This is a genomic window from Aureimonas glaciei, assembly GCF_014643375.1.
In the GTDB taxonomy this organism is placed as follows: domain Bacteria; phylum Pseudomonadota; class Alphaproteobacteria; order Rhizobiales; family Rhizobiaceae; genus Plantimonas; species Plantimonas glaciei.
Map to the genome: position 1 here is coordinate 313,176 of NZ_BMJJ01000003.1, position 20,428 is coordinate 333,603.

General features: G+C 67.3%; 19 protein-coding genes. 9 read left to right on the top strand and 10 right to left on the bottom strand.

Going from position 1 to position 20,428, the window contains the following annotated elements:
- Positions 1 to 146: 146 nt before the first annotated feature.
- The 3 genes from purF to radA all read right to left on the bottom strand — a co-directional run bounded on the left by purF (position 147) and on the right by radA (position 4,055).
- Entirely contained in the window at positions 147 to 1,607 is a 1,461-nt protein-coding gene (gene purF / locus IEX88_RS08210; RefSeq protein ID WP_188850096.1) for an amidophosphoribosyltransferase, read from the bottom strand.
- Between the two features lie 237 nt (positions 1,608 to 1,844).
- The gene (locus tag IEX88_RS08215; protein ID WP_188850097.1) at positions 1,845 to 2,525 is read right to left on the bottom strand and encodes a CvpA family protein; all 681 of its coding nucleotides are present in this window, start codon (positions 2,523 to 2,525) and stop codon (positions 1,845 to 1,847) included.
- A gap of 135 nt (positions 2,526 to 2,660) precedes the next feature.
- Complete coding sequence (gene radA, locus IEX88_RS08220) at positions 2,661 to 4,055, bottom strand: DNA repair protein RadA (RefSeq protein WP_188850098.1); 1,395 nt, start codon at positions 4,053 to 4,055, stop codon at positions 2,661 to 2,663.
- Positions 4,056 to 4,213: 158 nt separating this feature from the next.
- Between radA and IEX88_RS08225 the strand changes: the two genes are divergently transcribed.
- Positions 4,214 to 4,534: a DUF1294 domain-containing protein gene (locus IEX88_RS08225; RefSeq protein WP_188850099.1), complete on the top strand. Its 321-nt coding sequence runs from the start codon at positions 4,214 to 4,216 to the stop codon at positions 4,532 to 4,534.
- A 628-nt stretch (positions 4,535 to 5,162) separates the two neighbouring features.
- Here the strand turns inward: IEX88_RS08225 and alr are convergent.
- The 7 genes from alr to rpsF form a co-directional block, all read right to left on the bottom strand.
- Positions 5,163 to 6,299, bottom strand: coding sequence for an alanine racemase (gene alr / locus IEX88_RS08230; RefSeq protein WP_188850100.1), 1,137 nt, complete (start codon positions 6,297 to 6,299; stop codon positions 5,163 to 5,165).
- Between the two features lie 2 nt (positions 6,300 to 6,301).
- Positions 6,302 to 7,786, bottom strand: a complete 1,485-nt coding sequence (locus IEX88_RS08235; protein ID WP_188850101.1) for a replicative DNA helicase — start codon at positions 7,784 to 7,786, stop codon at positions 6,302 to 6,304.
- A gap of 169 nt (positions 7,787 to 7,955) precedes the next feature.
- The gene (locus tag IEX88_RS08240) at positions 7,956 to 9,221 is read right to left on the bottom strand and encodes a cyclopropane fatty acid synthase (RefSeq protein ID WP_188850102.1); all 1,266 of its coding nucleotides are present in this window, start codon (positions 9,219 to 9,221) and stop codon (positions 7,956 to 7,958) included.
- A gap of 188 nt (positions 9,222 to 9,409) precedes the next feature.
- Positions 9,410 to 9,991, bottom strand: a complete 582-nt coding sequence (gene rplI, locus IEX88_RS08245; protein WP_188850103.1) for a 50S ribosomal protein L9 — start codon at positions 9,989 to 9,991, stop codon at positions 9,410 to 9,412.
- A gap of 42 nt (positions 9,992 to 10,033) precedes the next feature.
- Positions 10,034 to 10,984 carry a hypothetical protein gene (locus tag IEX88_RS08250; RefSeq protein ID WP_188850104.1) on the bottom strand — a complete coding sequence of 317 codons (951 nt, stop codon included), beginning with the start codon at positions 10,982 to 10,984 and terminating at the stop codon, positions 10,034 to 10,036.
- A gap of 147 nt (positions 10,985 to 11,131) precedes the next feature.
- Complete coding sequence (gene rpsR / locus IEX88_RS08255) at positions 11,132 to 11,380, bottom strand: 30S ribosomal protein S18 (protein WP_188850105.1); 249 nt, start codon at positions 11,378 to 11,380, stop codon at positions 11,132 to 11,134.
- Positions 11,381 to 11,386: 6 nt separating this feature from the next.
- Positions 11,387 to 11,839 (bottom strand): 30S ribosomal protein S6, encoded by a 453-nt coding sequence (rpsF, locus tag IEX88_RS08260; protein ID WP_188850334.1) that lies wholly within the window; start codon positions 11,837 to 11,839, stop codon positions 11,387 to 11,389.
- Positions 11,840 to 12,748: 909 nt separating this feature from the next.
- Here rpsF and fabD point away from each other — a divergent pair.
- The 8 genes from fabD (at position 12,749) to IEX88_RS08300 (ending at position 20,392) form a co-directional block, all read left to right on the top strand.
- Complete coding sequence (fabD, locus tag IEX88_RS08265; RefSeq protein WP_188850106.1) at positions 12,749 to 13,687, top strand: ACP S-malonyltransferase; 939 nt, start codon at positions 12,749 to 12,751, stop codon at positions 13,685 to 13,687.
- A gap of 82 nt (positions 13,688 to 13,769) precedes the next feature.
- Positions 13,770 to 14,507 carry a 3-oxoacyl-[acyl-carrier-protein] reductase gene (gene fabG / locus IEX88_RS08270; protein WP_188850107.1) on the top strand — a complete coding sequence of 246 codons (738 nt, stop codon included), beginning with the start codon at positions 13,770 to 13,772 and terminating at the stop codon, positions 14,505 to 14,507.
- Positions 14,508 to 14,713: 206 nt separating this feature from the next.
- Positions 14,714 to 14,950 (top strand): acyl carrier protein, encoded by a 237-nt coding sequence (locus IEX88_RS08275; RefSeq protein ID WP_188850108.1) that lies wholly within the window; start codon positions 14,714 to 14,716, stop codon positions 14,948 to 14,950.
- Positions 14,951 to 14,993: 43 nt separating this feature from the next.
- On the top strand, positions 14,994 to 16,259 hold the full coding sequence (gene fabF / locus IEX88_RS08280; RefSeq protein ID WP_188850109.1) for a beta-ketoacyl-ACP synthase II: 1,266 nt from the start codon (positions 14,994 to 14,996) through the stop codon (positions 16,257 to 16,259).
- A 69-nt stretch (positions 16,260 to 16,328) separates the two neighbouring features.
- A complete protein-coding gene (gene mltG / locus IEX88_RS08285) occupies positions 16,329 to 17,492 on the top strand; it encodes an endolytic transglycosylase MltG (RefSeq protein WP_244639954.1) in 1,164 nt (387 codons plus the stop codon).
- 123 nt (positions 17,493 to 17,615) lie between these two features.
- On the top strand, positions 17,616 to 18,503 hold the full coding sequence (locus IEX88_RS08290; RefSeq protein WP_188850111.1) for a YicC/YloC family endoribonuclease: 888 nt from the start codon (positions 17,616 to 17,618) through the stop codon (positions 18,501 to 18,503).
- On the top strand, positions 18,500 to 19,156 hold the full coding sequence (gene gmk, locus IEX88_RS08295; protein WP_188850112.1) for a guanylate kinase: 657 nt from the start codon (positions 18,500 to 18,502) through the stop codon (positions 19,154 to 19,156). Before IEX88_RS08290 ends, gmk begins: the two co-directional genes overlap by 4 nt.
- A 174-nt stretch (positions 19,157 to 19,330) precedes the next feature.
- Positions 19,331 to 20,392, top strand: a complete 1,062-nt coding sequence (locus IEX88_RS08300) for an SDR family oxidoreductase (RefSeq protein ID WP_188850113.1) — start codon at positions 19,331 to 19,333, stop codon at positions 20,390 to 20,392.
- Positions 20,393 to 20,428: the final 36 nt, after the last annotated feature.

Here is a 20,428-nt window from a genome sequence, read left to right on the forward strand (position 1 = left end):
CGCGCCACGGCAGAGCCGTCGCGCAGGGCGCCGATGCGGGGATTTAATGCGGGAGGTGCGGGGCCCGGGTCAAGTCCGGGTGACGGGGCAAGGGATGCCCGAAGGCCGGAAGGCGTGCCGCCCGGCAGGCGGCAAGCCTCTGGACGTCAGCTGACGCCGCCCAAGAGCGAGAGCTGGCGGACATTGTCGGCGCCCTCGACGTCGGTCAGCGATGTCGGATAGTCGCTGGTGAAACAGGCATCGCAGAACTGCGGCGCATGGGCATTTCGCGAGGGCTCCCCGACGGCGCGGTAGAGGCCGTCGATCGTCAGGAAGGCGAGAGAGTCGACATTGATGAAGTCGGCCATCTCCTCGACCGACATGCGCGAGGCCAGGAGCTTGGCCTTTTCAGGCGTATCGACGCCGTAGAAGCAGCTCGAACGCGTCGGCGGGCTGGCAATGCGCATGTGCACTTCGCTGGCGCCGGCGTCACGCACCATCTGCACGATCTTCTGCGAGGTGGTGCCGCGGACGATCGAATCGTCGACGAGGATCACCCGCTTGCCCTCGAGCACCGCGCGGTTGGCATTGTGCTTCAGCTTGACGCCCATGTGGCGGATCGCGTCGGTCGGCTGGATGAAGGTCCGGCCGACATAATGGTTGCGGATGATGCCGAGCTCGAACGGGATGCCCGACTCCTGCGCATAACCGATCGCCGCCGGCACGCCGGAATCGGGCACGGGCACGATGACGTCCGCCGCCGCATGGCTCTCGCGGGCGAGCTCCGCCCCGATTTTCTTGCGGATGTCGTAGACGTTGCGCCCTTCGATGTTGGAATCGGGGCGGGCGAAATAGACATATTCGAAGATGCAGAAGCGCGGGCGCCGCGCCTGGAAGGGGAAGATGCTCTCGATGCCGTCCTCGGTGATGATCACCATCTCGCCGGGCTCGATGTCGCGCACGAAGGTGGCGCCGATGATGTCGAGGGCGCAGGTTTCAGAGGCGAGGATCGGCGAGCCCTCGAAATCGCCGAGGACGAGAGGGCGGATGCCGAGGGCATCGCGTACGCCGACCATCTTTTCCGGCGCGAGGCCGACCAGCGAGAAGGCGCCTTCCAGCCGCGACAGGGCGTCGATCAGCTTGTCGGTGAACAGCCGCGCCGCACTGGTGGCGACGAGATGCAGGATCGTCTCGGTGTCGGACGTGGACGAGAAGATCGAGCCGCGGCGCTGCAGCTCGCGCTGCACGGTCATGGCATTGGTGATGTTGCCGTTGTGGGCGACCGCGAACCCGCCGGCGGAAAGCTCGGCGAAGAAGGGCTGGACATTGCGCAGGCCGCCGCCGCCGGAGGTGGAGTAGCGGGTATGGCCGATCGCGGCATGGCCGGGCAGGCGCTCCAGCACCGCCTGCTTGGTGAAGGTGTCGCCGATCAGGCCGGCATGGCGCTCGATGTGGAACTGCGTGCCGTCGAAGGCGACGATGCCGGCTGCCTCCTGGCCCCGGTGCTGCAAGGCATGCAGCCCGAGCGTGACGAAGGGCGCCGCGTCCGTGCGGTTGAAAATGCCGAACACGCCGCACTCTTCGTGCAGGCTGTCGTCGTCCGCATCGCCGAAGGGAGTTTCATCCATCTGATCGCTCATCCCGGATCGTGGTTGGCCGATCCGCCTCTGCTCGCCACCGCGGGGAGGCGCGGTCCAAAAATGACGAAAGCCGCACCGACGGCCCTGTCTCCAGGGGCCGGCCGTACGGTTGTCAGTCCTTGCTGTCGCCCGTCATATAGGCCCTCTCGCCCGATTGCGCGAGACGCAACATGGCAAATGGCACCGAAAAGACGGCGATGGCGACAATTCGATGACAGGAATCGATCAGTTCGCCGGGGCCTCGGTGGCGCCGCCGATGGCGTCCTCGATGGAGCTGGGCTCGGCAGGATCGACCGTTTCGGACGGCTCGGCCGGCGCGGCGTCGCTCGGCGTGGCCGGCTCGCCCGCGACCGGTTCTCCCGCGACCGGCTCGCCGCTCACCGACGGCTCCAGCTTGTCGCGCAGCTGCTCGGGCAGCAGCTCCACCGGCTTTTCCGGCACGGCGGCGAGGAGACGCGCGCCGAGATCGTCGAGCATGGGCTTGGAGCGGGCATTGACGATCCAGCCGGGCTGCGATTCCGCCGGGCTCAACCAGTTGAAGAAAAGCATGGCGACGACGACGAGCAAGAGCCCGCGCGCGGCGCCGAAGAGGAAGCCGAGCGCCCGGTCCAGCGCACCGATCCGGCTGTCGATGATGAAGTCGGCGATGCGCAGCGTGATGAAGGAGACGATGATCAGCGTGACGATGAAAATCGCCAGCGCGGAGGCCGCCATGGCGACGTCCTCGTTGGCGATGTATTCCTGCGCATAGGGCGTCAGCTGCTCGTAGAAGAAGAAGGCCGCCGCCGCCGCCGCGAGCCAGGAGACCACGGAGAGGACCTCGCGGGAAAACCCCCGGACCATCGCCAGCAGAGCGGAGACGAGCATGATCCCGACAAGGATCGCGTCGAGCAGCGTGATGGTCATTGCGTTCCAGCCCTGTCGTAGATGGTCGTCAAACTTCGGTCGGTGTCGGTCGTCTGCGAGGCCGGTTTCAACGACCGGCGAGCGCGCGGCCACTTTGGCGATCAAATCGTGTTTGGCAAGGTCAATTCAGGCATTTCACGGCTCGGCTTCCTGACTCACCGCCGCGCCGGCGACCCGGGCGACGAGATGGGGAAGCGTTTCGACCTCGTGCGTGGAGACATCGCGGCCCTTCGGCAGATCGGCGCTGAGGGAGGGCAGGACCGCTTGGCCGAAGCCGAGCTTTTCCGCCTCCTTCAGCCGCTGCGCGGAATGGGCCACCGGCCGCACCGCGCCCGACAGGCTGATTTCGCCGAAATAGACACAATCGGCGGGCAGAGCAAGCCCGGACAGCGAGGAGACCAGCGCCGCCGCGACGGCGAGATCGGCCGCCGGCTCGCTGATCCGGAAGCCGCCGGCGACGTTGAGATAGACGTCGTGCTGGCCGAGCCGGACGCCGCAATGGGCCTCCAGAACGGCGAGCACCATGGCGAGCCGCGGCTGGTCCCAGCCGACGACGGCGCGGCGCGGCGTACCGAGCGCCGAGGCGACGACCAGTGCCTGGATCTCGACAAGAACGGGGCGCGTCCCCTCCATGCCGGCGAAGACGGCGGAGCCCGGCGATTTCGTGTTGCGCTCGCCGAGGAAGAGTTCGGACGGGTTCTGCACCTCGCGCAGGCCGAGATCCGACATCTCGAACACGCCGATCTCGTCGGTCGGGCCAAAACGGTTCTTCACCGTGCGCAGGATGCGGAAATGGTGGCCGCCTTCGCCTTCGAAATAGAGCACGGCGTCGACCATGTGCTCGACCACGCGCGGGCCGGCGATCTGGCCGTCCTTGGTGACGTGGCCGACGAGGATCACCGCCGCGCCGCTCGCCTTGGCGTATTTCACCATGGCCTGAACACCGGTGCGTACCTGCGTCACCGTTCCCGGCGCCGATTCGGCGAGATCCGACCAGAGGGTCTGGATCGAATCGATGATCACGAGGTCGGGCCGCTTGTCGTCGCCGAGGGTGGCGAGGATGTCCTCGACATTCGTCTCGGCCATCAGCATCACGTCGGTGTCGTCGGCCTTCAGCCGCTGCGCCCTCAGGCGCACCTGCGCCACCGCCTCCTCGCCGGAGACGTAGACGACGCGGTTGCCGCCGCGCGACAGGCCGGCGGCGGCCTGCATCAGCAGCGTCGACTTGCCGATGCCGGGATCGCCGCCGATGAGGATGGCCGAGCCGCGCACGATGCCGCCGCCGCAGGCGCGGTCGAGCTCGGCGATCCCCGTCGAGATGCGCGGCGCCTCCTCCATCTCGCCCGACAGCGGCAGGAGGGCGGTGACGCGGCCGCGCCGGGCGCCGCGCTGCGGCCCGCCGCCGATGCCGCCGCCGGCGCTCTCCTCGACGATGGTGTTCCACTCGCCGCAGGCCTCGCAGCGTCCCTGCCAGCGGGCGGTGACGGTGCCGCAGTTCTGGCAGATGAAGGAGGCTTTCAGCTTGGCCATGGGGTCTTTCGAAGGGTGGCGGGGATGGATGATCCATGCCATGAGAACAAAGCGGAAACAAGACGGCGCGGCGCGGTCGCTTCACCGGACTTGCGCGCGGGGAGGGCTCGACACGCCGACGCGCCGGTGCTGACTGGCGCTCCTGTCAGGAGAGCCCGATGATACTGCCGTTGATCGCCTATCTCGTCCTTATCAACGCCGCAGCCTATGCGGCCTTCGCCTGGGACAAGAGCCTCGCGCGCGCCGGCCGCCGCCGGATCCCCGAGCGCACCTTGCTCGGCCTGGCGCTGGCGGGCGGCAGCGTGGGCGCGGTGACGGCGCAGCGGACCCTGCGCCACAAGACCCAGAAGGAGCCGTTCCGCTCGCGCCTCCTGGCGATCGTCGTTCTGCATGGCGCGCTGGTGCTCGCTTGGCTGTTCCTCGGCGAGGCGTGGCTGCTCGAGGGGTTGGAAGCGCTGGCGGCGGAGCTCGGCCGGTAGGTCTCGTCCGCCGTCGCCGTGGCTCTTGGCCGTCGAAGTGTACTGCACGGTGGCCTTTCCCAGGGGGGATGGCCTGCGTGACGCGCAGGTCCGCGCGGTTTCGGCATCGAATGGGGCGGGTTCGGTGCTTCGGCATGAATTCCCGCTCAAGGCCGGGTGACGATCCGGAGGGAACAGTGCTTCTCGCTTTGCAGGCCATAAAGCTTCCTGCCACCCCCTCAGATTAGTCATTCCGGGCTTGACCCGGAACCCATGCCGAGGCGCCGTCACTGCCAAATCGGATCAGGACCGGGAATGTCCACCGCCCTCGATCATGTTCAGCGATTTGGAATGGGTCCCGGATCAAGTCCGGGATGACTATTCGGCGAGGACGGCGCTTGGCGTTCGGCAGGCAAAGAAGCTTCCTGCGACCTTCTCAGTTTAGTCATTCCGGGCTTGACCCGGAACCCATGCCGAGGCGTCGTCACTGCCAAATCGGATCAGGACCGGGAATGTCCACCGCCCTCGATCATGGTCAGCGATTTGGAATGGGTCCCGGATCAAGTCCGGGATGACTATCCGGAAAGGACGGCGCTTTGCGTTCGGCAGCCGGTGACATCTTCTGCCACCCGCGACAATCCGCCCTTCATCACCCCCACTCGCGTGCGACCCTCGGGCCGAGGCCCGTCAGTAGCTCGTAGGGAATCGTGCCGGCTGCCGCCGCGACCTGCTCGATCGGAACGTTCCGGCCATAGAACTCGGCCCTGTCGCCGGGGCCAACCGCGTCCTCGGCCAGATCGGTGATGTCGAGCAGGGTGAGGTCCATCGACACACGGCCGAGAATCGGCACGGCCCGGTTGGCGAGAAAGGCCGTCGGCGCCGGCCGGCCTGGCCAGGTAGCGACGCCCGCGCCCGAGCCCGCGCGCAAAAAGCCGTCGGCGTAGCCGAGGCCGACGGTGGCGATGCGGGTGTCGCGGCGCAGCGGCGCGGCCGCGCCGTAGCCGGCCGCTTCGCCGCGGCGGGCGGTGCGGACCTGCAGGACGGAAGCGGTCAGCGTTGCGACGGGACGCAGGCCCTCCAAGGCATCGCACGTGCCGCCATAGAGGGCGATGCCCGGCCGCGTCAGATCGTAGTGAAAGTCCGGGCCGAGAAGCACGCCGGCGGAATTGGCGAGGGAGCGCGGCACACCGGGAAACAGAGTCGACAGGCGCTCAAACACGGCGCGCTGGTCGCGGCTCTGTTCGCTCGCCTCGTCGGCCGAGGCGAGGTGGCTCATGACGCAGGAGACGGAGAGGGCGCCGGCCCTGACGAGGTCCGCGGCGGCCCGCGCGTCAGCCTCGTCGAGGCCGAGTCGGTTCATGCCGGTTTCGAGCTGTAGAAAGGCGGGCGCCGGTGGGGATCCGAGGCCGGCCTCGCGCCAGATCGCGATGTCGTCCGGGGTCGACAGCACGGGCAAGAGCGTCGCCTCGCGGCAGAGCGCGGCGGCGTCGGTGTCGAGACCCTGCAGGACCATGATGCGGGCGTCCGGCGCGGTGAGGGCCTGGCGCACCAGGGCTCCCTCTTCGGCCCAGGCGACGAAGAAATCGCGGCATCCCGCCTCGTACAGCGTGCGCGCGACTTCTGGCGCCCCGAGTCCGTAGCCATTGGCCTTGACGGCGGCGCCGGTGCGCGCGCCGGGCGCGAGCGCCGCGAGGCGCTGCCAGTTGCCGGCGAGCGCCGTGCGGTCGATCTCGACGCTCGGCAGGCGCGCCGAGCGGGGCGCGGCAAGACTTCGGATGTCGGACATGCCTACTCGAACCGCTCGGGCAGATAGCTCTCGTCGGCGAGATCGGTGAAGCGGGTGAACTCGGCCTGGAAGGCGAGCGGCACCGTGCCGGTCGGTCCGTGACGCTGCTTGGCGATGATCACCTCGGCCTTGCCGCGCGCCTCGTTCATCTCGGTCTGCCAGGTGAAATGTTCCTGCGTGCCGGGCTTCGGCTCCTTGTTCGAGAGGTAGTATTCCTCGCGGTACACGAACATCACGACGTCGGCGTCCTGCTCGATCGAGCCGGATTCGCGAAGGTCGGAGAGCTGCGGGTGCTTGTCCTCGCGGTTCTCGACCTGGCGCGAGAGCTGCGACAGGCCGATGATCGGGACGTTCAGCTCCTTGGCCAGCGCCTTCAGGCCGGTGGTGATCTCGGTCATTTCCTGGACGCGGTTCTGCGAGTTCTTCGACGAGCCCTGCATCAGCTGGAGATAGTCGATGACCATGACGTCGAGCCCGCGCTGGCGCTTCAGCCGCCGGGCCCGGGCGGCCAACTGGGCGATGGAGATGCCGCCGGTCTGGTCGATATAGAGCGGCAGGCGCTGCATGGTCTCGGAGCAGGCGATGAGCTTCACGAGCTCGGTCTCGTTGATCATGCCGCGGCGGATTTTCGAGGACGAAATCTCGGTCTGCTCCGAGATGATACGCGTCGCCAGCTGTTCGGCCGACATCTCGAGGCTGAAGAAGCCGACGACGCCGCCGTTCTTGGCGGCAAAGGTGCCGTCCGACTGATCGGCCGGCTCGAAGGCGGCGGCGATGTTGAAGGCGATGTTGGTGGCGAGCGACGTCTTGCCCATGGCCGGGCGGCCGGCGAGCACGATCAGATCGGAGCGCTGCAGGCCGCCGAGCCGGCGGTCGAGGGCGGTGATGCCGGTGGAGACGCCCGACAGGCCGCCGTCGCGGTCCTTGGCGGCCGACGCCATCTCGACGGCGAGCGTCACGGCATCGGTGAAGGACTGGAAGCCGCCGTCGTAGCGGCCGGTTTCGGCCAGCTCGAACAGCCGGCGCTCGGCATCCTCGATCTGCGCCTTCGGCTCGACGTCGAGCGGCGCGTCGAAGGCGATATTGACCATGTCCTCGCCGATCCGGATCAGGTTGCGCCGGAGCGCCAGATCGTAGATCGCGCGGCCATAGTCGGCCGCGTTGATGATGGTCGTGGCTTCGGCCGCGAGTCGCGCCAGATACTGCGCGACGGTCATGTCGCCGACCTTGTCGTTGGCGGCCAGGAAGGTCTTGATCGTCACCGGATTGGCGATCTTGCCCATCCGGATCATTTCCGACGTCTTGGTGAAGATCTCGCGGTGCAGCGGCTCGAAGAAATGGTCGGGCTTCAGAAAGTCGTGGACGACGTAATAGGCGTCGTTGTTGACGAGAATGGCGCCGAGCAGGGCCTGTTCGGCCTCGATATTGTTCGGGGCTTCGCGATAGAGGGCTGCTTCTTCCTCGAATTTGCGCGCTGCCTCGGCCATTGCCGTGTCCTTCATCCGTCCGCCGATCGCGGTGTTTTAGCGAAACGGTCGGCGAGATGACAGCGTTTTAGCGATGCGGCGACCAAGCCGCGCTCTGTGCACAGGGTGCGCACAGACCCTGTGGGAAAGCTGTGGAACGGCTTGACCGCGGGAGTGAATCGACTCCGGCCTATTCGGCCGCCTGCTGGCTCCCGGACGTGGCGTTATCGGCCTCGCGCGCGCGCAGCGCCGCTTCTGCCTCGGCGATGTAGCCGCGCGTGATCGGCACGACGCCGTGGCGATGGGCGAGTTGCAGCTGGAAGACCACGAGGTCCTGCCAGCGAAAAGTGCATTCGGAGGCGGCGAGGTAGAATTCCCACATGCGGCAGAAGCGCTCGTCGTAGATCGCCTTGGCTTCGTCGCGTCGTGCCGCAAAGCGCAGCCGCCAGTGCTTCAGCGTCTCGGCATAGTGCAGGCGCAGCACCTCGACGTCGGTGACGATCAGCCCGGCACGCTCGACCGCGGGCATGATTTCCGACAGCGCCGGGATATAGCCGCCGGGGAAAATGTATTTGGAGATGAAGGCGTTGGTGTTGGCCGGCGGCTCGTAGCGCCCGATCGTGTGCAGCAGCATGACGCCGTCGTCCCGGAGCAGCCGGGAGGACTGGTGGAAGAAATCGTCGTAGAAGTCGCGGCCGACATGTTCGAACATGCCGACCGAGACGATGCGGTCGAAGCCGCCGGTGACGGCGCGGTAGTCCTCGATCTCGAAGTGCGCGTGGTCCTCGAGCCCGGCGGCGCGGGCACGCTCGTTGGCCAGAGCGTGCTGCTCGGTGGACAGGGTGATTCCCTTGACCTCGGCCCCGCAGTTCTCGGCGAGATAGAGGCCCATGCCGCCCCAGCCGCAGCCGATGTCGAGCACGTCGAGGCCGGGATGATCAAACAAGAGCTTCGCGGCGATATGGCGCTTCTTGGCCAGCTGCGCTTCCTCCAGCGTCGAGTCCGGCGTCTCGAAATAGGCGCAGGAATATTGTCGGTCGCTGTCGAGGAACAGGCCGTAGAACTCGGCCGAAAGGTCGTAGTGATGGTGCACGTTGCGCCGGGCGCGCGTCGGCGTGTTGTCCTGGACAATGCGGCGATAGGAGAGGCGGACCCTGTCGATCGCCTTCATCCAGGGCTCGGCGGCACCCGCGCTGCCGGCATTCTCCGAGATCAGCTTGAGAAGGTCGAAGATGGTGCCTTCGATCAGGTCGATCCGCCCTTCCATGTAGGCTTCGCCGAAGCGCAGCCCGGGATTGATGGCGACCGCTCGCTCGGTGGCCGGATCGCGAAAGCGCACGTGGATCGGATCGCCGGTCCCGTCGCCGATGCGATGGTCACCGCCGCCGGCGTCGGTGATGCGCAGGTTTCCCTGCCTGAACAGGCGGTGGAGGTAGAACGACAAGAGGGGGTTCATTGCACCGCCATCCATTTTGACTGATCGGTCTAGAACTTCAGTTTGGACCCCTTAGCGAAATCGTCAATCGCAAGATTCGTCGTCGGCTGTGCATTGCGGCAGGGCGGGCAAGCGGGGTATCGGACCACAAAAAAAGGCCCCGGCGCGATGCCGGGGCCTTCTGTTCTTCTGCGAAAGATCCGCTGGGATCAGGCGGCGGTCTCGTCGGTCGTCTCGGTCGCCTCGGCGTCTTCGCCGGCGTCGTACTCGTCCTCGAGATCGTCGATGTCCATCATCGCGTCGACCGAGGTGAGGTTCTCGCCCTGCGCCTGGCGCTGGCCTTCCTCATGCGAGCGGGCGATGTTGATCTCGATCGAGATCTCGACTTCCGAATGCAGCGAGATCTGAACCTTGTGCAGGCCGATGACCTTGATCGGCTGGTTCAGGAGGATCTGGTTGCGGCCGATGCGGAAGCCGGCTTCCTTCAGGATGTCGGAGACGTCGCGGGCCGAGACCGAGCCGTACATCTGGCCGGTTTCGCCGGCCGAACGGATGGTGGTGAAGCTCTTGCCGGCCAGCGTCTCGGCGATCTCGCCCGCCTCGCGCTTGCGCTCCTCGTTGCGGGCGATGTGCTCGCTCTTCTGCGATTCGAACTTGGCGCGGTTGGCCTCGTTGGCGCGCAGCGCCTTGCCGGTGGGCAGGAGGAAGTTGCGGGCAAAGCCGTCCTTGACGCGGACGGTGTCGCCCATCTGGCCGAGGCGGGCGACGCGCTCCAGAAGAATGACGTCCATGGGGGTATTCCTTTTCGTTGAGGGTGTTGAGGGGAATGCGAACTAACGCGGCGCCCGGTCCCTGGCAGCGGAACGGGCGGTTTCGAAGATGCCGATCGCCGTGGCGGCCAGCAGCGGAAAGGTCAGGAGCACGATCGCGCCATAGGCGCCGATGAGCAGGAGAGCGCGCTGTTTGGCGCCGCGCGTGCGGCGATGCAGCGAGGCGAGGCCGACCAGGGTGAAGGCGGTGCCGAAAGCGCCGGCGACGACGGACGCGATCACCGACAGCGTGCCGGGCACGAAGCAGCCGGCGACGGCGAGGGCGAAGATCGACACGGCGAAGCCGGGCAGCGTAGCCGAAGAGGGAATATCGTCGCGCGGGCGGTCCAGGCGGCCGGACAGGCGGGTCAGAATCGCCGCGAGGTGCAGGCCGGCGACGAGCGTGATGACGAGCAGCGCCGGCTGGATGAACGGCACCATCTGCACGATCAGCCGCGCCAAGGTCTGTACCTGCTGCTGCATGGCCGGATCGACCGTGGCGCCCATCTGTTCGCCGAGCGCCGTCGCCAGCTCCGGGCCGATCTCGGCCGCGTCGTAGCCGAACATCCAGCCGATGAAGAGGCAGGCGAGGGAGGCGATCCCGGCAATGGCGAAGAGGATGCGGTCGAGCGGATACCAGTCGTAGGCGAGGGGGCCCTCGACGCCGGGCTCCGGGTTCTCTTTCGGACGCGCGAGGCCCGCCAGATGACCGACGATGGCGCTCGGCAGGGCCATGGTGGCGAAGAGGATCAGGCCGCTGCCGGCAAATCCGGTGACGCCGGCGAGCGCGATGGAGGCGGTGAGCGCGGCGATGAAGCCGATGCGGCTGCCCCAACCGAGGCTGGCGATCAGAATCGGAATCGGCGCGGCCAGCGACAGGCCGACAGCCGTGGGCGACTGCAGGATCAGGCCGGCGAACAGCAGCGCCGAGGCGAGGCCGGCAGCCAGTCCGATGAGGATCGCGGAAAATTTCATGAAAGTCGCTGTCCTGCTCGTCGCAGTTAGGGGCGGAAAAGCCACCCCAGCTCGGCTCGGCCACATTGGCCTGTTGTCAGTCTCGCCGATTGCCGGCGGCGAGGACTGCGCGACCCCGAAAGGGCCGCGCAGCCGGATGTCGAAAGCTTACTTCAGGACGTAGGGAAGCAGGCCGAGGAAGCGCGCGCGCTTGATCGCCTGGGCCAGCGCCCGCTGGTTCTTCTGCGAGACGGCGGTGATGCGCGAGGGCACGATCTTGCCGCGCTCGGAGATGTAGCGCAGCAGCAGACGGACGTCCTTGTAGTCGATCTTCGGCGAATCGCTCGCCGCGAAGGGATCGGACTTGCGACGGCGGTGGAACGGCCGACGGACGGTGCTGGAAGAAGAGTCGCTCATGGTGCCTTACTCCGCATCAGGACGAGGGCGGCGCGGACGATCGTCGTCGTCGCGGCGCGGCGGACGGTCGTCGCGGTCACGACGCGGACGGTCGCCGCCCGGGCGGTCGTCACGGTCGCCACGGCGCGGACGGTCGTCGCGCTTCTGCATCATCACCGACTGGCCTTCATCATGCGCATCGACCTTGATGGTGATGTAGCGCAGGATGTCCTCGTTGAAGCGCATCTGGCGCTCCATTTCCTGCACCGCCGCGGAAGGGGCGTCGATGTTCATCAGGATGTAGTAGGCCTTCCGGTTCTTCTTGATCCGATAGGTCAGGGTCTTCAGACCCCAGCTCTCGACCTTGCCGACCTTGCCGCCATTGGCTTCGATCACACCGCGATAGGTATCGACGATCTGATCGACCTGCTGGCCGCTAATGTCCTGCCGGGCGAGAAATACGTGCTCATACAGAGCCATCGCTTTCGCCTTTCCGTTCTTTCGTTTTCCTGTCCCTTGCCCGGATACAGCGGCTAAGCCTCTGCGACTCTCCAGAAGGCCCGAGGGCCGGCGGCGGAAAGGCGCGTCTTTGGGACGGTCGAGAGCGGGGACACGGGAAGCGGACAGCGCGTCCTCATACCGGCGAGCCGGCATCTTCCGTTCAGCCCCCGGCTTGTGACCGGGCAGTGACGGACTGGCGTTTAGCGGTTTCTGCGGGAAATGACAAGGCCGGGTGCCGCAGGTGCGGGGACACTGCGATGGCTTCGCGCCGTCCCTGAACGCCTGCTCATCCTATCTGCGCCCTTGCAATAAGGATTATCGCGCGTTCGTTTGGTCTCACCTCGATCCGCTCTTGATGGGGCAAGGCAGGATGCACCCTAAAAGCGTAGTCATTCTCGGGCTTGACCCGAGAACCCATGCCGAGACGGGGACGCTCTATCCCGCTGCCAAGAGGATGGTTTTGACCCGATTTGGCAAATGCCCCGCTGCGGCATGGGTTCTCGGGTCAAGCCCGAGAATGACTATCCGGAGAGAGATGCGGCCTTGAGAGAAAGGCGGCCTTGAGAGAAATGCGGCCTTGAGAGAGATGCGGCCTTGAGAGAAATGCGGCGTTGAGAGAGATGCGGCGTTGAGGGGGATGCGGCCGTGAGACCTGCGCGGGCCGCCGCTCCATGCTGCCCGATTCTGCGAGAGGGTCGCGCGGTGCGACGGGATGCCGACGGGCCCCTCGGCCGCCGCGATGCCGCCTTGCTGGCGTGGAAGGAGAAGAAGTCGATGCAGCTCTTTCTTTGCGGCTGAAACGGAGGGCCCGGCGGGGCCGCCTTGACAGGCTGCGCCGCATTCGCCTTCAACGGCGCGACACATCCGATCAACCACTTTGGAACCACCATGGCGCTTGCATTGATCTTTCCCGGCCAGGGCAGCCAGAGCGTCGGCATGGGCCGGGCCCTCCATGATGCCTTTCCCGAGAGCCGCCGCGTCTTCGAGGAAGTCGACGAGGCGCTCGGGCAGAAACTGTCGGCGATCATCTTCGAGGGTCCCGAGGCGGAGCTGACGCTGACTGCCAATGCCCAGCCGGCGCTGATGGCCGTGTCGATGGCGGCGCTCGCCGCCATGCGGGCGCGGGGCTTCGACCTCGCCGCCTCGGTGCGCTACGTCGCCGGCCACTCGCTCGGCGAATATTCGGCGCTGGCCGCGGCCGGGGCCTTCACCCTCGCGGACACGGCGCGGCTGCTGCGCATTCGCGGCGATTCGATGCAGCGGGCGGTGCCGGCCGGCGAGGGCGCCATGGCCGCCATCCTCGGCCTCGACCATGCCGGGGTCGGTGCGGTCTGCGCCGCCGCCAGCGCCGCCGGCGAGCCCTGCGAACTGGCCAACGACAATGGCGGCGGGCAGATCGTCGTCTCGGGCGCCGCGAAGGCGGTGGAGCGGGCGATGGCGCTGGCGCTGGAGAAGGGCGCCAAGCGGGCGATCGCGCTGCCGGTCTCGGCCCCCTTCCACTGCAGCCTGATGCAGCCGGCGGCCGAGCGCATGCGCGAGGCGCTGGAAGGGGTCGCCATGCAGCGGCCGGTCGTGCCGGTCGTCGCCAATGTCCTCGCCGCCCCGATCGACGATCCCGCCGAGATCCGCCAGCGCCTGGTCGAACAGGTGACGGGTCAGGTGCGCTGGCGCGAATGCGTGGAGTTCATGGCCCGAGAGGGCGTCGACACCATGATCGAGATCGGCAACGGCAAGGTGCTGGCCGGCCTCGGCAAGCGAATCGACGAGGCCGTCGGCACGATCAGCATCGGCGCCCCCGCCGATCTCGACCTGCTGCCGCCCGCCTGAAACGACGATAATACGCGCCGAGGCGCGACCCGCCGTCTCCGGCACAGCGCCGGGGGAGGGCCCCGATCCAAGGAGTGAAGCCATGTTCGATCTCACCGGCCGCAAGGCTCTCGTCACCGGCGCCAGCGGTGGCATCGGCGAAGCCATCGCCCGCGCGCTGCACGGCGCCGGCGCCACCGTCGGCCTGCACGGCACCCGCCGCGAAAAGCTCGAGGAGCTGGCGACCTCGCTCGGCGACCGGGTCCACGTCTTTCCCGCCGACCTGTCCGACCGCGACGCGCAGAAGGCGCTGGCCGAGACCGCCGACAAGGCGATGGACGGCGTCGACATCCTTGTCAACAACGCCGGCATCACCAAGGACGGCCTGTTCGTGCGCATGTCCGACGACGACTGGGACAAGGTCATCGAGGTCGACCTGACGGCGGCCTTCCGCCTGACCCGCGGCTTGACCCACCAGATGATGCGCCGGCGCTATGGCCGCATCGTCAACATCACCTCCATCGTCGGCGTCACCGGCAATCCCGGCCAGGCGAACTATTGCGCCGCCAAAGCCGGCATGATCGGCTTTTCCAAGTCGTTGGCACAGGAAATCGCCTCCCGCAATGTGACGGTGAACTGCATCGCCCCCGGCTTCATCGCCAGCGCCATGACCGAGAAGCTGAACGACAAGCAGAAGGACGCCATCATGGGCGCGATCCCGATGCGGCGCATGGGCGAGTCGGCCGAGATCGCCGCCGCCGCCCTGTTCCTGGCCTCCAGCGAGGCCGCCTACGTCACCGGACAGACCATCCACGTGAACGGCGGCATGGCGATGATCTGACACGCTCGGGCGCCCCGGCCGGTTCGGTCGGGGCCGGTCCGGGGCCGGGGGCGCTTGGCCGCCGCCGGTCCGCATGCTAAGCGCATCGGGACAGTGCGTCGCGCCGACAGACTGGCCAGCGACGACGATTGATGCCGCCGGCGCTTGATTCATAGACCCGGCGCGTCTAACGAAAACAACGAAACCATCTCAACAGAGGAAGAAACATGAGCGACACCGCTGAACGGGTTAAGAAGATCGTGGTCGAACATCTCGGCGTCGAGCAGGACAAGGTCACCGACAACGCCAGCTTCATCGACGATCTGGGTGCCGACAGCCTCGATACGGTCGAGCTCGTGATGGCGTTCGAAGAAGAGTTCGGCGTCGAGATTCCCGATGATGCCGCCGAGACCATTCTGACGGTCGGCGACGCCGTGAAGTTCATCGAAAAGAATCAGTCCTGACTCGTGCGGCGGGCATGTCCCGCCGCCGCGAATTGAGTGTTGCATGAGACGAGTGGTCATCACTGGCGTTGGAATGATCAGTCCCTTGGGGACGGGCGCCGGCATCACCTGGAAACGGTTGCTGAACGGCGAAAGCGCCGCTCGGCGCGTCGACAGTTTCGAGGTTTCCGACCTTCCCTGTCAGATCGCCTGCGAAATCCCCAAGGGGGACGGCACCGACGGAAGCTTCAATCCCGACCAGTGGATGGAGCCCAAGGAGCAGCGCAAGGTCGATGATTTCATCATCTACGCCGTCGCCGCTGCCGCCGAGGCGCTGGACGATGCCAATTGGCACCCCGAGACCTACGAGGACCAGATAGCCTCCGGCGTTCTGATCGGCTCGGGCATCGGCGGCCTGCAGGCGATCGAGCGGACGTCGCTCACCCTCGACGAAAAGGGTCCGCGACGGATCAGCCCCTTCTTCATCCCCGGCAGCCTGATCAATCTGGCGGCCGGCCAGGTGTCGATTCGCAACGGCCTGAAAGGGCCGAATTCCTCCATCGTCACCGCCTGCTCCACCGGCGCGCACGCGATCGGCGACGCGGCCCGGCTGATCGCCTTCGGCGACGCCGACGTGATGGTCGCCGGCGGCACCGAATCGCCGGTCTCGCGCCTGTCGCTGGCCGGCTTTGCCGCCTGCAAGGCGCTGTCGACCAGTTTCAACGACGACCCGACCAAGGCCTCCCGCCCCTATGACCGCGACCGCGACGGTTTCGTCATGGGCGAGGGCGCCGGCATCGTCGTGCTCGAGGAACTCGAGCATGCCAGGGCCCGCGGCGCCAAGATCTATGCCGAGGTCATCGGCTACGGCATGTCGGGCGACGCCTACCACATCACCGCGCCGGCTCCCGACGGCGACGGCGCCTATCGCTGCATGTCGGCCGCGCTGAAGCGGGCCGGCATCACGGCCGCCGACATCGACTACATTAACGCCCACGGCACCTCGACGCCGATGGGCGACGAGATCGAGCTGCGGGCGATCGAGCGCCTGCTCGGCGATGCGGCCGACGGCATGCTGATGTCGTCCACCAAGTCGGCCATCGGCCATCTCCTGGGCGCCGCCGGTTCGGTCGAGGCGATCTTCTGCGTCCTCGCCATCCGCGACAACATCGCCCCGCCGACGCTCAATCTCGACAATCCCTCGGTCGCGACCAAGATCGATCTCGTCCCGCACACCAAGCGCGAGCACCGGATCGACGTGGCCCTGTCCAATTCCTTCGGCTTCGGCGGGACGAATGCCTCGCTGGTGTTCCGGCGTCTCGCCGACTGACATCCCGTCTTTCGCCACATTCCGGTGGTGGTTCCAGCCTTTGTCGACCGACCCTTGAAGGATGACTTCGTGACCGAAGAATCTGGCGACCGTCGTGACCAGCGCTTGGTTCCGCAGTCCGCAGCCGAGGCTTTGCGGCCGCGGCCCGCTCCCAAGCCGCCGCGCCGCTCGCGCGGGGCCCGCAACCAGGTCGTGGTCTTCTTCAACCTGATCTTCTCCGTCGCTTTGCTCGTCGCACTCGTCGCCGTCGGCGTCGTCGCCTGGGGCCGGGCGGAGTTCTATGGCGCGGGCCCGCTGACGACGCAGGCAAGCTACGTCATCCCGCGCAATTCGGGCCTGGAAACCATCGCCCGTGGCCTGGAGCGCGAGGGCATCATCTCCAATTCCAGTGTGTTCGAGTACGGCGTGCGGCTGTCCTCGGCCGACGGCGACCTGAAGGCGGGCGAATACGGCTTCGAGCCGGGCGCCAGCATGCGCGACGTGATGGACAAGATCCGCAGCGGCCAGTCGATCCTGCATTCCGTCGCGGTGCCCGAGGGCTGGACGGTCCGCCAGGTCTACGACCGGCTGCAGGCCGAACCGGTGCTGACCGGCGATCTCCCGCCGCTGGTCCCGGAAGGGACGCTGCGCACCGACACCTACCGCGTCCAGCGCGGCATGACCCGGGCTGAACTGGTCGCCAAGATGCAGGCCTCGCAGACGGCCCTCGTCGAGGAAGTCTGGGCCCGCCGCGACAAGGACATCGACATCAAGGATATCGGCGAGTTCGTAACGCTCGCCTCGATCGTCGAGAAGGAGACCGGGCGCGCCGACGAGCGCTCGCGCGTCGCCGCCGTCTTCCTCAACCGGCTGAAGAAGGGCATGCGCCTCCAGTCCGACCCGACGATCATCTACGGCATCTGGGGTGGCAGCGGAAAGCCGCCGAGCGAGCCGATCCGCCAGTCCCACATCAAGGACGCCAACCCCTACAACACCTACGTCATCAACGGCCTGCCGCCCGGTCCGATCGCCAATCCGGGACGAGCCGCGCTGGAAGCCGTCGCCAATCCGTCGGAGACCCAGGACGTCTACTTCGTCGCCGACGGAACGGGCGGGCATATCTTTGCCAAGACGCTCGACGAGCACAATGCCAATGTCCGGCGCTACCGCGCCATCGAGCGGGCGCAGAACGCGGCCGCGGCCGCCGGCGGAGCCCCGGCCGACGCCGAGCCGGACGACCCCGTCGCCCAATAATGCCCCAGGCCTCGCCAATCGGTGCGGAATCGGCGAATGACATCGGGTCGCAGGGCCGATGGGCCAGGGCCGAGAGCCCGTCGGCGGGCGGTGAACCGATCCGAGAGTGAAGAGGAGCGCGGCATGCCGGTTGCCAGCATGACAGGCTTTGCCCGTTTCGAGGGCGACATCGGCGACACCGCCTTCGTCTGGGAACTGCGCTCGGTCAACGGCAAGGGCCTGGAACTGCGGCTGCGCCTGCCGCAAGGCATGGAAAGTCTGGAGGTCGACATCCGGCGCATGGCCGGCGCGCGCCTGTCGCGCGGCAATGTCCAGATCAACCTGGCGCTCCGGCGCACCGACGACGCGCCGGTCTTCACCGTGAACGAAGCCATGCTGAGCCAGGTGCTGGAACTGTCCGACCGGCTGATCACCGGCGGCCACGCCGTGGCGCCGACAGCCGACGGCATTCTCGGCGTCAAGGGCATTATCGACGTCGCCGAAACCTTGGTCGATCCCGTGCACCAGCGCGAGCGGCGCGAGGCGGTGCTGGAAGGCTTCGCCGTCGCACTGTCGCGCCTGTGCGCCATGCGCGAGGAAGAAGGCGCCATCCTGCGCGGGCTGCTCGACGAGCGTCTGGAGGAGGTCGCCGCGCTGGCCGCCGCCGCGGAGCGCGATCCGGCCCGCACGCTGGAGGCCATTCGACGCCGGCTGTCGGACCAGGTCGCGTTGCTCCTGGAGGCCAGCCCGCGCCTGGACGAACAGCGGCTGCACCAGGAGGCCGCGATCCTCGCCGCCAAGGCCGACATCCGCGAGGAACTGGACAGGCTCTCCGCCCATGTCGTCGCCGCGCGCGAACTTCTGGCCGCCGGCGGGCCGGTCGGCCGTCGCCTCGATTTTCTTTCGCAGGAATTTAACCGCGAATCGAATACGCTGTGCGCCAAGTCGAACGCGTCCTCGCTGACCGCCGTCGGTCTCGAACTGAAAGTCGTGGTCGATCAATTCCGGGAACAGGTACAGAACGTCGAATGACCGAAATCGCTGAGCCGCCCCTCGACATCAAGCGACGGGGGCTGATGCTCGTCCTGTCCTCGCCTTCGGGCGCCGGCAAGTCGACGATCGCCCACCACCTCTTGGAAAGCGACCCGCGCTTCTCGCTGTCGGTCAGCGTCACCACGCGCCAGCGCCGCGGCAGCGAGATCGAGGGCCGGCACTACCGCTTCATCGGCCGCGACGAGTTCGAGCGCCTGCGCGACGGCGATGCTCTGTTGGAATGGGCCGAGGTCCACGGCAATTTCTACGGCACGCCTCGTGCCGCGGCTGAAAAGGCGATGCAGGAGGGCCGCGACATGCTCTTCGACATCGACTGGCAGGGCGCGCGGCAGCTGCAGGAACAGGCCCGCGGCGACATCGTCTCGATCTTCATCCTGCCGCCGTCGATGGCCGAGCTGAAGCGGCGCCTCTTGCGCCGCAACGAGGACTCCGCCGACACCATCGCCATGCGCCTGAAGAACTCGCGCGTCGAGATCGAGCGCTGGCGCGATTACGACTATGTCGTCGTCAACACCGACCTGAACCAGGCGTTCAGCGAGGTCAGGGCGATCATCGATGCCGAGCGCCTGCGCCGCGACCGGCGTCCCGGCCTGTTCGACTTCACCGCTGCGCTTCTGAGCGAAGACGTCTGAGGCGTTTCGACGCGCCTGGCCGACGTCCCTGCCGGGCCCAAAGGCCCGGCCGGCGGGGGCCGTGAGCCGGCCGGGGCGTTCGAATGCCCGACGCGCTGATCGTCGCCGGGGACGAATTCCGTGACTTTCTGACGGCCTGCCCCAATTAGCGGCGTCTCAGCAAGGATGGATATCATGATCAAAACCGCGCTCGTCGTCGGTGCCAGCGGCATTGCAGGTAGTGCCACGGCCAGGCTTCTCGGCGAACAGGGCTCCCAGGTCTTTGGCCTGGCGCGCAAGCCGCAGCCGCAGGACGGCGTCACGCCCGTGGCCGCCGACCTCCAGGACCCCGCCTCCCTCGACCAGGCGCTCTCCGAGGTCCGCCCCGACACCGTCTTCCTGACCACCTGGGCGCGGCAGGCGACCGAGGCCGAGAACATCCGCGTCAACGCCGCGATGGTCCGCAATCTCCTCGACGCCCTGCGGCCCGGCGGCAGTGTCCGCCACGTCGCCCTCGTCACCGGCTTGAAACACTATCTCGGGCCCTTCGAGGCCTATGGAAAGGGCGTGCTGCCGCAGACGCCGTTCCGCGAGGAGCAGGGCCGGCTCGACGTCGACAACTTCTACTATGCGCAGGAGGACGAGGTCTTCGCCGCCGCCGCCCGCGACGGCTTCACCTGGAGCGTTCACCGCCCGCACACGGTCATCGGCCAGGCCGTCGGCAATACGATGAACATGGGCACGACGCTGGCCGCCTATGCCGTGCTCTGCCGCGAGACCGGCCGTCCCTTCCGCTTCCCCGGCTCGGCCGCGCAGTGGAACGGGCTCACCGACATGACCGATGCGCGCATGTTGGCGCAGCAGCTGGTCTGGGCGTCCACGACCCCTGCGGCCGCCAACGAGGCCTTCAACATCGTCAATGGCGACGTTTTTCGCTGGTCGTGGATGTGGGGCCGGATCGCCGACTGGTTCGGCCCGACGGCGGCGCCCTTCGATGGGGAACCGGCGCCACTGGAGATCCAGATGGCGGACGATGCGCCGGTCTGGCGGGTGATCGCCGAACGCGAGGACCTGGCCGAGCCCGACCTCGGCCGGCTCGCCTCGCCGTGGCACACCGATGCCGATCTCGGCCGTCCGATCGAGGTGGTGACCGACATGTCGAAGAGCCGGCGGCTGGGCTTTACGGCCTACCAGCCGACCGACGACGCCTTCTTCGACCTGTTTGCCCAGCTTCGCCGGGATCGCCTGATCCCCTGAGCCGCGAACGCGGCGGGCGGGTGGCAAGCCGCTTCG